The organism is uncultured Ramlibacter sp. (assembly GCF_936925435.1).
GTDB lineage: Bacteria > Pseudomonadota > Gammaproteobacteria > Burkholderiales > Burkholderiaceae_C > Ramlibacter.
The window spans coordinates 86,821-100,110 of sequence record NZ_CAKZHQ010000020.1; the positions used below are offsets into that span (position 1 = coordinate 86,821).

Consider the following 13,290-nt stretch of genomic DNA (forward strand, 5'->3'; position numbering starts at 1 on the left):
TCAGGGCGCCGGCGGCGCGGTCAAACGGGCGCCCACGTCCTTGAGCAGGCGCTTGAACTCCGGCGAGTCGGCAATGATGGTTCCGGCCGCGGCGCGCAGGCGGTCCACCGCTTCATCGGGCAGCACGAAGGTCGTGGGCTGCTGGTTCAGGTAGGCCAGTTCGCTCTTGTCCTTGAGTTGGGCGAACGACACGTCGATGGCATAGATCTCGGCGTCCGGTCCGCGCACCAGGTTGGCCAGTTTGGGATCGCTGCTGGCCGCCACCGCCGGTGCGCTGCGGATGCTGCGCAGCGTGTTCCATCGCGCCGCCATGTCGCGCAGCAGTTCAACCGATTCATAGGAATAGTGGTCGATCGGCACGCCGCTGGCCTTGAGCATGATTTCCACCGTGCCGGGCGGCGTCTCGGAGGCGTCCCAGGTGGTCGGCGGCAGCGACAGCGAGTTGACGGTGAAGACGATGACGCGCTTGACCTGGTCCAGTGGGGTCGAAAGGCCGGCCTCGCGCATGGCCTCCAGCACTTCCAGCGCGTCGAGCACGCCACGCATGCCCACGTTGTCCGAGACACCGCCGTCCACCAGGTGCAGGTAGGGCCGGTTGGCGCCGTCGCCGAAGGCACCGAGATTCCTGAGCGAGCGGATCGCGCGGGCCGCCGGGCGCGGCGGGGTGTCGGTGTCGACAAAGCGCCTGGTCCAGTCGGGCATGGCGTGCTTGCAGGAGCCGCCATAGTTGTTCAGCGTCACCGGAGACAGCACCACCGGCACGGCCGACGACGCAGCGGCGGCGCGCGACAGCGGCACCGCGTTCAGGTCCGCGCACAGCACGTCGAACACGCCCTGCTGAAACACCACGCGCGAACCGCTGGAGATGTCGGTGGCCGAGGCCAGGATCAGCGGCCCCTTGCCGCGGTGCAGGTCGCCGAAGGTGGCGCCCTTGAACAGGATCTCGTCATACAGCTGGGCGGCCAGTTCGGAGCGGCCCCAGCCCTGGGAGCCCAGGTTCGGCCAGTTGCCGGGGCTGAACGAGCGCGAAATGATCTCGCCCTGGACGTTGCGCTTGAGGAAGCTGCGCTCATAGGTGTCGAACAGCTTGTCGCCGTACAGGCCGTAGGCCAGGGCGGTGAAGCTGCCGCCGGACACGCCGGTGATGATGTCGACCTGGTCGAGCAGGCGGCCGCGCTCGCCCTGGGGCCCGAGGACCTCGGTGCGCCGCAGGTACTCCAGCACGCCGTAGGAGAACGCAGCGGCGCGGGTGCCGCCGCCCGAGAAGGCCAGGATGACCAGGCTGTCCTTGTTCTGCGCCAGCGCCTGGCGGGTTTCGAAGCGGTAACCGGCGGCCGGATCGGCCTGGGCCAGGGGCGGATTGACCGGGCGGGTCGCGCAACCTGCAAGCAGCAGCAGGCCGGCCGCGCAAGCGGCCGCGGCGGCCTTGCGCAGACACGAGGGAAACGGGGTCATGGACGGCTCCGGAAGGGCGTTTGCAGCAACAATCAATCGGCCCAGCTTAAACGCTGGCGGCCGTGCCCGCACGGCCGCCAGCGTTGGTCAATGGTCCTATTGTCATGTGGTGGGTGGCTTCCGACCCCAATGCGCCCAGGCCGCCAGAGACATTGCCGGCCGACCGTCCCGCCGGTCCGGGTTGACAAGCGCCCGCTGCCGAACCATTGTGGTCCTGGGACTGCCCTGCGTCCTACAGGGCAGCGCCGCAACTGCTGACAGCGAAGTTGCCTGTTTGCAGCGCTAATGGAAGGCAGATATTGAACGGAAGGAGCGTTGCGATGAAACCCTTTGTGCTCGAACCCGGGATGCTGACCATGGGCGGCGTGTTCTACCCCACAGGCCATATGTTCCTCATGTTCCCCAGCCGCGACGATGCCGCCAAAGCCAGCCAGGCCCTGCTGGACAACGGCTACTCCGGCGAGTCGATTTCCTTTGTCACGCCCGAGCAGATCCGGGACAACATCGCCCGCACCATAGGCGACGCCGACATGCAGATGCCGTCGGCCGGCACCGAGGCCGACACCGTGCGCATGTACAGCCAACTGGCCAGCCAGGGCCACCACGCCCTGATGGTCCATGCGCCCAAGGCTGAACAGAGCGAGCACGTCATGGACCTGCTCCAGAGTCACCCGATCTCCTACGCCCAGAAGTACAGGCGCCTGGTGATTGAAGACTTAGCCTAGACAAAACAAGGCCCGCGAAAGCGGGCCTTGTCCTTTGGGCGCCTGCGGCGGGCTACCCCATGTGCAAACCACCATTGACCGAGAAGTCGGCGCCGGTGGAATAGCCGCCCTCTTCCGAGGCCAGCCAGGCAATGATGGAGGCGATCTCCTCGGGCTGGCCCAGGCGCTTGACGGGGATGGTGGCGACGATCTTGTCCAGCACGTCCTGGCGGATGGCCTTGACCATGTCGGTGCCGATGTAGCCGGGGCTGACGGTGTTGACCGTCACGCCCTTGCTGGCCAGCTCCTGCGCCAGCGCCATGGTGAAGCCGTGCATGCCGGCCTTGGCGGCCGAATAGTTGGTCTGGCCGGCCTGGCCCTTCTCACCGTTGACCGAGGAGATGTTGACGATGCGGCCCCAGCCCCTTTCCACCATGTCGCCCACCACCTGCTTGGTGACGTTGAACATGGAGTTGAGGTTGGTTTCGATCACCGCGTCCCAGTCCTCGCGCGTCATCTTCAGGAACATGCGGTCCCGGGTAATGCCGGCGTTGTTGACCAGCACGTCGATGGGGCCGTGTTCGGCCTTGGCCTTGGAAAAGGCTTCCACCGTGGACTCCCAGGCGCCGACGTTGCCCACCGACGCGTAGAAGGTGTAGCCCTGGGCCTTTTGCTCGCCCAGCCACTTGCCGAAGTCGCGGGTCGGGCCGCAGCCGGCGATGACGGTAAAGCCCTCTTTGTGCAGCCGCTGGCAAATCGCGGTTCCGATGCCACCCATGCCGCCGGTGACGTAAGCGACTTTTTTCTCAGCCATGTCTCGATTCCTTTTCTGTTTGCTCGCGCAGAGCAGATGCAAGGACTGTACCCACAATCGCCAGGCCCCAGGCTCTGGAAAACACTGAAGGGAAAGGGGCAAGTAGTCTCCAAATCGTCATCCAAAGTTCATAGACTCGGTGGATGTCATCAATTCAACTTGTTGACGTGGGGAAGCGCTGGGAGTCCACAACGGCGCTGGAGGGGATCAACCTGAGCATCGCTCCCGGCAGCTTCTGCGTGCTGCTGGGTCCGTCTGGCTGCGGAAAATCCACCACGTTGCGCATCATTGCCGGGCTCGAAACCGCCACCAGCGGCCAGGTTCTCATCGACGGTCGGGACGTCACAAATCTGCCACCTGCCCAGCGCGGCGTGGCCATGGTGTTCCAGAACTACGCCCTCTTCCCCCACCTGAACGTGGCGGACAACATCACCTTCGGCCTGTCGGTGCGCAAGCTGCCGGCGGCCGAGACCGCCAGACGGCTGGCCGAGACCGCCGAGCTGTTGGGCCTGACGCCCTTGCTGCAGCGCAAGCCCGGCCAGCTGTCGGGCGGCCAGCAGCAGCGCGTGGCCCTGGGCCGGGCCCTGGTGGCCCAGGCCAAGGTCTGCCTGATGGACGAGCCGCTGTCTAACCTGGACGCCCAGCTGCGCCAGGAGATGCGCACCGAGCTGCGTGAGCTGCAGCAGCGCCTGGGCCTGACGGTGGTCTATGTCACCCACGACCAGGCCGAGGCCATGAGCATGGCCGACCAGGTGGTGCTGCTGCACAAGGGCCGCATCGAGCAGGCCGCGACACCGCGCCAGCTCTATGCCCGGCCCGCCACCACCTTTGCCGCCAGCTTCATCGGCACGCCAGCCATGAACCTGCTGCGGCTCGATGGCGGCCAGATCGCCGGCAGCACGGTCGCGGGTGGCCGTGAAGCCCATTGGCTGGGCATGCGGCCCGAGTCCGTGACCCTGGGCGGCCGCGTGCCGGCCACGGTGCGCAGCGTCGAATACCTGGGCGCCGACCTGATCCTGCACTGCGGCATCGGTAGCGAAACCGTCACCGTTCGCACCGCCGGCCAGGCCGAACTGGCAGCCGGCAGCCAGGTGCTGCTGGACTGGCCGGACCAGGCCATGCACCACTTCGATTCCCTGGGCCAGCGCGTCCAGTAAAAACCAGCCAACCGAGGAGAAACCAAAATGCAACGCAAGACCTTCCACCGCTTCCTGCTGGCCGCTGGCGCCGCCGCCGCCATGGGCTGGGGCAGCGCCCAAGCCCAGACCACCGAAGTCTCCTTCTATTACCCGGTGGCCGTGGGTGGCCCGATCGCCAAGGCCATCGATGGCTTCGCCGCCGACTTCATGAAAGCCAATGCCGGCATCAAGGTGACGCCGGTCTACGCCGGCACCTACCAGGAGACCCTGGTCAAGACCCTGACGGCCCACAAGGCCGGCACGCCGCCCGTCACCTCGGTGCTGCTGTCCACCGACATGTTCACCCTGATCGACGAAGAGGCCATCGTCCCCTTCGACAACTTCATCAAGACCGACGACGACCGCAAGTGGCTGGGCAGCTTCTACAAGGCGTTCATGATGAACAGCCAGACCGGCGGCAAGACCTGGGGCATCCCCTTCCAGCGCTCCACCGTCGTCATGTTCTACAACAAGGAGCTGCTCAAGGAAGCCGGCCTGAACCCGAACAGCCCGCCCTCCACCTGGGCTGAACTGAAGGACGCCGCCACCAAGCTGACCAAGAAGGACGCTTCTGGCAAGGTCACGCAATGGGGCGTGCAGATCCCCTCCAGCGGCTTCCCCTATTGGCTGTTCCAGACCCTGACCACGCCGGCCGACGCCATCCTGGCCAACGAGGCCGGCACCCAGGTCAAGTTCGACGACCCCAAGGTGGTGGAAGCATTGCAATACTGGGTCGACCTGGGCAAGGCCGGCGTGCACCCGCCCGGCGTGGTGGAGTGGGGCACGACGCCCAAGGACTTCTTCGAGAAGAAGGTTGCCATGATGTACACCACCACCGGCAACCTGACCAACGTCAAGGCCAACGCCAAGTTCGACTTCGGCGTGGCCATGATCCCCGGCGCCAAGCGCAAGGGCTCGCCCACCGGCGGCGGCAACTTCTACATCTCGAAGAAGGCATCTCCGGCGCAGCAGGAAGCCTCGTTCAAGTTCATCAAGTGGATCACCCAGCCTGAGCGCGCCGCCCAATGGAGCATGGACACGGGCTATGTGGCCGTAACGCCTGCCGCCTACGAGACCGACACGCTGCGCAAGTACGGCCGCGACTTCCCGCCGGCCCTGGTGGCGCGCGACCAGCTGCCCGTCTCGGTGGCGGAGTTCTCCACCCATGACAACCAGCGCGTGACCAAGGCACTGAACGACGGCCTGCAGGCCGCCCTGACCGGAACCAAGACGCCGGCCCAGGCCATGAAGGACGCGCAGGCCGAAGCCGACCGCATCCTGCGCCAGTACAAGTAAGTGTCCGCACGGTCCCTCAACGGGCCCAGCCACGCGTCCATCCACGCGTGGCTGTTGCTGCTGCCCGCGCTGGTTCTGCTGGTCGCGTTCACGCACTGGCCCACAGTCGCCACGCTGGTCGACAGCTTCTATTCCACGCCCAAGGGCAGCCGGCCCGCGGTGTGGGTCGGCCCCGGGAACTACCAGTCGATGGTGGAGGACCCGGTGTTCTGGAAGGCTGTAGTCAACAACCTCTGGTTCGCCGGCGCCACCATCCCGCTGTCCATAAGCCTGGCCCTGGTGATGGCGCTGTGGGTCAACGAGCGCATCGCCGGCCGCGCCTTCCTGCGCATGGCCTTCTTCACGCCCACCGTGCTGCCCATGATCGCGGTGGCCAACATCTGGCTGTTCTTCTACACGCCGCAGTACGGCCTGCTCGAGCAGGTCACCGGCGCGCTGGGCCTGCCCTCGCACAACTGGCTGGGCGACCAGCGCACGGCCCTGGCCTGCATCACCCTGGTCGCCGTGTGGAAGGAAGCGGGCTTTTTCATGATCTTCTACCTGGCGGCGCTGCAGACGCTCAACCCCAGCCTGCGCGAAGCCGCCGCAATCGAGGGCGCATCACGCTGGTATTTCTTCAAGCGCGTGCAGTGGCCGCTGCTGATGCCCACCACCCTGTTCGTCCTGATCAACGCGGTGATCAACGGCTTTCGCATGGTCGACCACGTCTTCGTGCTCACGCGCGGCGGGCCGGACAACGCCTCGACCCTGCTCCTGTACCACCTGTACGAGGTGGGCTTCAAGTTCTGGGACACGGCCTACGCCTCGGCCATCACCGTGGTGCTGGTGGCGGTGCTGGCCAGCGTGGCGCTGTTCCAGTTCTTCGTGCTGGACAAGAAGGTGCACTACAAATGAGCGCCGCACCCTCGCAACGCCTGGCCTACAACGAGCCGGGCTGGCTGGACACGGTGGCAGCCTGGGCGCTGGCCCTGCTGTGGATCCTGCCCCTGGTCTATGCCGCCTGGACGGCCTTCCACCCGGTGGAGTTCTCGACCAACTTCAGCCTGTTGGCCCCGCTGACGCTGGACAACTTCCGCCGCGCCTGGGAGGCCGCGCCCTTTGCCCGCTACTTCTTCAACACCACCGTCCTGGTGGCCATGATCCTGTGCGTGCAGCTGGTGCTGGCCACCCTCGCCGCCTACGCCTTCGCCCGCTACGAGTTCCGCGGCAAGAACGTGGCCTTCGCCCTGGTGCTGGTGCAGCTGATGATCATGCCGGACATCCTGCTGGTGGAGAACTACAAGACCATGGCGGCACTCGGCCTGGTCGACACCCTGCTGGCCATCGGCCTGCCCTACTTCGCCTCGGCCTTCGCCATCTTCCTGCTGCGCCAGACCTTCCTGGGCATCCCCAAGGAGCTGGACGAGGCGGCGCGGGTGGAAGGCGCCAGCGCCATGCAGGTGCTGTGGCGCGTCTACGTGCCGCTGGCCAAGCCGGTCTACACCGCCTTTGCGCTGGTGTCGGTGAGCTTCCACTGGAACAACTTCCTGTGGCCGCTGATCATCACCAACAGCGTCAACTCGCGGCCGCTGACGGTGGGCCTGCAGGTGTTTTCCTCGGTCGACCAGGGCGTCGACTGGTCCATCATCACGGCCGCCACGCTGATGACATCGGCGCCGCTGCTGATCGCCTTCCTGCTGTTCCAGCGCCAGTTCGTGCAGAGCTTCATGCGGGCCGGCATCAAATAGACTGCGGCCATGCAACTGGTCACCTGGAACACGCAGTGGTGCTGCGGCAACGACGGCATCGTCAGCCCACAGCGCATCGTCGATGGCGCGCGCGCGCTGGCCGACTTCGACGTGCTCTGCCTGCAAGAGATCTCGGTCCACTACCCCAGGTTGCTGGGCAACCCGGGCCATGACCAGGTCCAGATCCTGCGCGAGCTGCTGCCCGGCTACCAGGTGTTCTTTGGCGCGGCGGTCAACGAGTGGTCGCCCCAAGGTGCGCCCCAGCAGTTCGGCAACCTGATCGCCACGCGCCTGCCCGTTGCCCATGTGCAGCACCACCCCCTGCCCTATCCGGCCGACCAGGGTGTGCGCAGCATGCCGCGCATGGCCACCGTGGTGACGGTGTGCGACCCGGCGCTGGGTGCGGTGCGCATCATGACCACGCATCTGGAGTTCTATTCCAAGCCCCAGCGCATGGCCCAGGCCAAGGCCCTGCGCGCCCTGCACATCGAAGCCTGCGCCCAGGCCGCGCAGCCGTCGGCGCAAAGCAGCGACGGCTCGCCCTTCCAGAGCAAGGCCCACACCGCCAATGCCATCCTCTGCGGCGACTTCAACCTGGAGCCCTCGGAGCCCGAGTACGCTGCGATACAAGAGCCATTTGGCGAAGGCCAACGCCTGTGGGACAGCTGGAAGCTCTTGCACGGTGAGGCGCCGCACGACCCCACCTTCCGCCTGCACGACCGCACCTATGGGCCAGTGCCCGTGGCCTGCGACTTCGTCTTTGTCAGTGACAGCCTGAAGGACAGGCTGCGCAGCATGACGATCGACAGCGAGACCCAGGTGTCGGACCACCAGCCGGTGGCGATTGAATTGTCCTAGCACCCCGTTCGGGCTGAGCCTATCGAAGCCCCTCTTCGAGCTTTCGGTGCTGCCTGCGCCGGCCGACATCCGGGCTGCGGCCTACGGTCATCGTGCCGCCTGATCGGCGGCATTCCCTGTGACGCCCGGGAAAATGCATCTTCATTCTCTGGATGAACCGATGCCGGTCGCCGGTGCATGCCCAACAGGCCGCAGCCCGAATGCCGGCCGGCGCTGGAAGGCGCTGGAAGGCGCACCCGACCAATGGCACCATCCTTGCTAATCCGTGGCCTGCACAACCAAGGCCTGCCATGACCCACTTCTGCGCTCTCTCCACGCGCCGCCGCGCCCTGCAACTGCTGGCCGCCGGCATGGCTGCTGCCACCCTGCCGGTCCTGGCCGCCGACTGGCCGGACAAACCCATCAAGATCATCGTCACCTTCCCGCCGGGCGGCTCCAGCGACGTGCTGGCCCGCCTGATGGCCGAGCAACTGACCAAGAAGCTGGGCCAGCCTGTCGTGGTGGACAACAAGCCCGGCGGCGGCGGCACCATCGGCGGCGCCGCCGTGGCGACATCAGCTGCCGACGGCTACACGCTGATGCTGTCGAACACCACGCCCATCGCCCTGGGCCCCTTTCTGCTGGACAAGCTGCCCTACGACCCGGTCACGGGCTTCACCCACATTGCCTCGCTGGGCGCGGCGCCCCTGGTCATCATGGCCAGCAAGGCCTCGGGCATCAAGACGTATGCCGAGTTCGAAGCCAAGGCCCGCAAGGAAGGCAGCATCAACTACGGCTCGGGCGGTCCCGGCTCCATCGGCCACGTGGATGGCGAGCTGCTCAAGAAGCTCACCGGCATCAACATGGTCCACGTGCCTTACCGTGGCGGCGCGCCCATGACCACCGACCTGATCGCCAACACCATCCCCATTGGCATCGACGTCATCACCTCCTACGTGCCCTTCTTCAAGAGCGGCCAGCTGGTACCGCTGGCGGTGACCGGCACCCAGCGCTCACTGCTGATGCCCGAGGTGCCAACCATCGTCGAATTCGGCCAGCCCAAGCTGGTGCTGGAGAACTTCTTCGGCCTGTCGGGCCCGGCCCAGCTGCCGGCCGCCGTGGTGGCCAAACTCAATGCGGCTTGCAACGAGGTGCTGGTCATGCCCGAGATCCAGAAGAAGCTGGCCGAGTTGGGCATCGCGGCCAAGCCGGAATCGGTGGCCATGTTCAACGAGCTGGTGAAAAATCAGGTCACTGTCCTCGGGCCCACGGTCAAGAGCGCCGGCATCAAACTCTAGGCATCCATTGAAGCTGCGTTTCATCCTCAACACCTTCTACTCAGGCCCGCAGGCCTGGTTCTTCCTGGCGCAGGACCGCGGCTACTTCCGCGACGAGGGGCTGGAGCTGGAGTTCACCGAGGGCGACACGCTGGCCAATGCCGTGCCCAAGCTGGCCGACGGCCTGTACGACGCCGGCTACGGCGACATGAACGCCCTGGTGGAGTGGGCCTCGGCACGGCCGCAGGACGCACCCTATGGCGTCTACGTCATGCACAACCGCTCGCCCTACACCATCGCCGTGCCGGCGGCCGGCCCGCTGCGCAGCCCCAAAGACCTGGAAGGCCGCAAGCTGGTGACCCACCCCAATGACGCGGCCTGGCGCATGTTCCCCGAGTTCTGCGCCGCCTGCGGCATCGACGCGAGCGGCATCGAGATCGAGGTGTCGACCCTGCCGCACAAGGACATCGTGCCGCTGATGTTGCAGGGCAAGTGGGACGGCCTGTTTGGCTTCGTCAACACCATCAAGGCGCAAAGCATCGAGGCCGGCCTCGACCCCGCCGCGGTGCTGCATCACTTCGAATGGCAGCACCACGTGCCTTCGCTCTACGGCGGCGCGGTGATGGTCACGCCGGCGTTGCGGCGCGACCATCCCGAGGCCGTCAAAGGCCTGGTGCGCGCCATCAACCGCGGCCTGGTGGACACGGTCAACGAAATTGAAGCCGCCATCGACGCCGTCGTGCGCCGCAACCCCGCCATCGACCGTGCCGCCAACAAGGCGCGACTCACGGGCACGCTGGCGCTGGAGATGGCCCACGCCGACGGCGCGACGCAAGGCATAGGCCCCGCCGACCCGCTGCGCCTGGCGCGCACCACCGAGCTGATGGCGCAGGCCAAGGGCTTGGCACATCCGCCCTCGCCGGAGCGCCTGTTTGACGCCAGCTTCCTGCCGCCGCTGCAGGAGCGGGTGCGCTCGCTGGCGGACCCGGCCTGACATTTGTCATCCCGGGCTCGATAGTGTCATCCCGGACTTGATCCGGGATGCATCTTCACGTTCCCCTACCCCGGCATGCGCCGGCCGGCGCTGGATGGGCCGTGGTGGCGGGCTTGCGGGGATCAAGCGCGCGGACCGTCCGCTCCTGAATTCATAGCATGAAAGGTCCATTCAGCAGGGGCTAGAGGCTGATTTGACAATAAAACGGCTTGCGGCGATCGTTTGGGAAGCGCAGAAGTGCGAATCATGGCACCGCCAAGACCAGTCACAGCAAACGGAGAAGCTATGCCAGCAAACCGTATGTCCCGGTTCGAGATTTTCATTGGCACCTGGAACACCACCGGCGAAGTTCTTGAAACACAGGCAAGTCCAGCGAGCACCTTGTCGGCCACAGATACTTATCGATGGTTGCCCGGCAGGCATTTCATCGTGCATGAGGTCGATGCGCGTTTTGATGGCAAGCCCACCCGATCGATGGAAGTGATGGGGTTCGACGCTTCGAAGAAGCAGCATTTCGCCAGATCTTTCGATGATCAGGGGTCGATGGAAGTCTTTGTTGTCGCTCTCAAGGGGCGGCGCTGGAGCATCCAGGGAAAGACGGTGCGGTTTAGCGGCAGCTTCGACGCTCAGAAGAATCGCCTGAAAGGGCTTTGGGAGCTCAATGAAAGCAAGTCTGGCTGGCAACCATGGATCAAGCTTGAATTGGTGCGTGCATGAGCAGAAGCCCGTGCTGCAAATCTCGTTAAAACTTTCACTTCACAGTCCATCTGCTTCTCAATTCATAGCAAGAGAAGTCCATTTTCCGGGGGCTACAGGCCGAACTGATTGCAGAACCTCTTTTTTGCAATCACGCCAGCCACAACGGCCGATCCAGCGCCGGCCGGCATCCGGGCTGCGGCCTTTGGGCATGCGCCGGCGACCGGCACCGGTTGGCCCGGAGAGCGCGGCACGTTTCCCGGGCGTCACAGGGAATGCCGCCGGCAGGCGGCACGATGCCCGTAGGCCGCAGCCCGGATGCCGGCCGGCGCGGGCCAGGATCGGTGCTTGCCACGATGGATCCCGGATCAAGTCCGGGATGACAAACCAAATCTCAAATCCGCAGCGCCGCGCCCAGCCCCGAGATGCCCTTGCCGACCATCAGGGCGCCGATCACCAGCAGCAAGGCGGCCATCAGGGTGAAGTTGTTCTGCGTCAGCCAGGCGCGCATCTCGCCCAGCATGGGCCGCACGCGCTGCTCCGCCACCAGGTAGCCCACCACCGGGACGATGACGGTGACGGCGCCGGCCAGCACGTAGAAGGCGCACACAAAGGCGGCTTGCCGCAGGGGCAGGTCGGCCGAACCGAAGACAACGCCCGCCGCCAGGCCCACGGCCAGGTTCTTGGGGTTGGCTGCGTAGATGATGAAGCCCAGGCCGGCGGCCTGCAGCGGCCCCATGCGTTGCGCCGCCTCCAGCCAGCGCGGCAATTGCGCCACCTCGCCCGGCTCGGGCCGCTGGCGCCACTGCCACCAGGCCAGCGCCAGCAGAAAGAACCCGACCACCAGTTTGACGATGGGCCCGACGACACCGCCGCGCCTCTGGCCCATGCCCAGCTCGGACAGCAAGGCAAAGCCGACCACGGCCGCGGCAATGGCCGCCATCCAGCCCACCAGGAAGGCGGGCGTGGCGCTGCGGGCGTGGGAAGACGTCAGCAGAATGATCATGGCGATGACCGGCAGCGGGCTCAGCGAGGTCGCCACGGCAAGCGGCAGCAGGTCTCCGATGGTCTCGAGCATGGGACGCCTTCCAGGTGAGCGCCCAGTAGACGGGGGCGCACGGCCGCCGTCCATTGGACATCAGTCCCATGCGCGCAGGGGTCATGGATCCCGGATCAAGTCCGGGATGACAGTTAGCGTTCGACCGCCAGCGACACGCCCATGCCACCGCCGATGCACAGGGCGGCGACGCCCTTCTTGGCGTCGCGGCGCTGCATCTCGTGCAGCAGCGTGACCAGGATGCGGGCGCCCGACGCTCCGATGGGGTGGCCAATGGCGATGGCGCCACCATTGACGTTGACCTTGGCCGGGTCGATGTCCAGCGCCTTGTTGACGGCGCAGGCCTGGGCGGCAAAGGCCTCGTTCAGCTCGAACAGGTCGACCTCGCCGGTCTTCCAGCCGGCGCGCTCCAGCGCCTTCTTTGTCGCGGACACCGGGCCCATGCCCATGGTGGCCGGGTCCAGGCCGGTGGTGCCGAAGGCGGCGATGCGCGCCAGGGGCTTGAGGCCTAGCGCCTGGGCCTTCTGGGCCGTCATCACCACCACGGCGGCGGCGCCGTCGTTGAGCGGGCAGGCGTTACCGGCGGTCACGGTGCCATCGGGGCGGAAGGCATCGGGCCAGCGCAGCAGCGCCAGCACGCGCGGCACGCCGAGCGCTTGCGGCGCGGCGCCTGTCGCCTGCGGCCCTGACCGGGCTTTTGGTGAGCGGGCTGGCCGCGATCACATGGTTCGGCGTCATTCCTGTGCAGATGTTCGCCACGGCTGTGCCGTGGACCAAGATGGCCTATGCCGGCGCCCTGGCGCTCGCCGCCGGCCTGGCCGGATCGCGCCTCTCGCGCGACGACGTGCGCACCGCCCTCACGCCCAGCCTCGAGGCGGCGCGCGTGCTCGAGCCGTCGGTGTGGATGGAGCTGGAAACCATCGCCCACGCCGCGCCGCTGGATTCCGCTGACGCCGAGGCGATCACCTTCTTCTCCGACGCAAAGCGCAAGGACGCCGCCGCCGAGACGCGGGCCGGCGCTTGTTTCGTGCGTCCAGAACATCGCGACTTCCTTCCGGCGACCTGCGCGGCGCTGTTGACCCGACACCCGCAGGCCGCGTGGGCCGCCGCGGTGGCCAGGCTCCACGCGCCGCGACGGCACGAGCCTGCCTCGAAGGCCTTGCACGCCGAGGCCATGCTCGAGGAGGGCGTTCTGCTATCGCCGGTCGTGACGGTCGGGCCGGGCGCTCGCATCGGTCGCGGGACCCGGATTGGC

The 13,290-nt window shown here is 66.4% G+C and carries 13 protein-coding genes and 1 pseudogene; 10 read left to right on the top strand and 4 right to left on the bottom strand.

The annotated features are described in order from the left end of the window. Positions 1-1,455, bottom strand: coding sequence for a patatin-like phospholipase family protein (locus Q0632_RS09985; RefSeq protein ID WP_298928290.1), 1,455 nt, complete (start codon positions 1,453-1,455; stop codon positions 1-3). A gap of 320 nt (positions 1,456-1,775) precedes the next feature. Between Q0632_RS09985 and Q0632_RS09990 the strand changes: the two genes are divergently transcribed. After that, positions 1,776-2,180, top strand: a complete 405-nt coding sequence (locus Q0632_RS09990; protein ID WP_298928293.1) for an RNA-binding protein — start codon at positions 1,776-1,778, stop codon at positions 2,178-2,180. Positions 2,181-2,232: 52 nt separating this feature from the next. Here the strand turns inward: Q0632_RS09990 and phbB are convergent, their stop codons facing one another. Continuing rightward, positions 2,233-2,973, bottom strand: coding sequence for an acetoacetyl-CoA reductase (gene phbB, locus Q0632_RS09995; protein WP_298928296.1), 741 nt, complete (start codon positions 2,971-2,973; stop codon positions 2,233-2,235). Between the two features lie 143 nt (positions 2,974-3,116). On the opposite strand from phbB, the gene Q0632_RS10000 reads away from it, so the two are divergent. The 8 genes from Q0632_RS10000 to Q0632_RS10035 all read left to right on the top strand — a co-directional run bounded on the left by Q0632_RS10000 (position 3,117) and on the right by Q0632_RS10035 (position 10,999). Beyond that, on the top strand, positions 3,117-4,130 hold the full coding sequence (locus Q0632_RS10000; protein ID WP_298928299.1) for an ABC transporter ATP-binding protein: 1,014 nt from the start codon (positions 3,117-3,119) through the stop codon (positions 4,128-4,130). Between the two features lie 27 nt (positions 4,131-4,157). Then, positions 4,158-5,447 carry an ABC transporter substrate-binding protein gene (locus tag Q0632_RS10005; protein WP_298928302.1) on the top strand — a complete coding sequence of 430 codons (1,290 nt, stop codon included), beginning with the start codon at positions 4,158-4,160 and terminating at the stop codon, positions 5,445-5,447. Beyond that, on the top strand, positions 5,448-6,341 hold the full coding sequence (locus Q0632_RS10010; protein ID WP_298928305.1) for a carbohydrate ABC transporter permease: 894 nt from the start codon (positions 5,448-5,450) through the stop codon (positions 6,339-6,341). Further along, a complete protein-coding gene (locus tag Q0632_RS10015; protein ID WP_298928309.1) occupies positions 6,338-7,174 on the top strand; it encodes a carbohydrate ABC transporter permease in 837 nt (278 codons plus the stop codon). The genes Q0632_RS10010 and Q0632_RS10015 overlap by 4 nt, the downstream gene beginning before the upstream one ends. Before the next feature lie 9 nt (positions 7,175-7,183). Continuing rightward, positions 7,184-8,032, top strand: a complete 849-nt coding sequence (locus tag Q0632_RS10020) for an endonuclease/exonuclease/phosphatase family protein (protein ID WP_298928313.1) — start codon at positions 7,184-7,186, stop codon at positions 8,030-8,032. A 290-nt stretch (positions 8,033-8,322) separates the two neighbouring features. Then, positions 8,323-9,309 (top strand): tripartite tricarboxylate transporter substrate binding protein, encoded by a 987-nt coding sequence (locus Q0632_RS10025; RefSeq protein WP_298928316.1) that lies wholly within the window; start codon positions 8,323-8,325, stop codon positions 9,307-9,309. A 7-nt stretch (positions 9,310-9,316) separates the two neighbouring features. Then, entirely contained in the window at positions 9,317-10,282 is a 966-nt protein-coding gene (locus tag Q0632_RS10030; RefSeq protein WP_298928319.1) for an ABC transporter substrate-binding protein, read from the top strand. A 300-nt stretch (positions 10,283-10,582) separates the two neighbouring features. Next, positions 10,583-10,999 (top strand): DUF1579 family protein, encoded by a 417-nt coding sequence (locus tag Q0632_RS10035; RefSeq protein WP_298928322.1) that lies wholly within the window; start codon positions 10,583-10,585, stop codon positions 10,997-10,999. 373 nt (positions 11,000-11,372) lie between these two features. Here the strand turns inward: Q0632_RS10035 and Q0632_RS10040 are convergent, their stop codons facing one another. Together Q0632_RS10040 and Q0632_RS10045 are read right to left on the bottom strand one after the other, a co-directional pair. Beyond that, the gene (locus Q0632_RS10040; RefSeq protein ID WP_298928325.1) at positions 11,373-12,056 is read right to left on the bottom strand and encodes a GAP family protein; all 684 of its coding nucleotides are present in this window, start codon (positions 12,054-12,056) and stop codon (positions 11,373-11,375) included. Between the two features lie 113 nt (positions 12,057-12,169). Continuing rightward, positions 12,170-12,631, bottom strand: a pseudogene (locus Q0632_RS10045) (acetyl-CoA C-acetyltransferase); the annotation flags it as partial. Positions 12,632-12,720: 89 nt separating this feature from the next. Between Q0632_RS10045 and Q0632_RS10050 the strand changes: the two are divergent. After that, positions 12,721-13,290: LpxD N-terminal domain-containing protein (locus Q0632_RS10050; RefSeq protein WP_298928341.1), on the top strand; the 570-nt coding region annotated here is incomplete at its 3' end.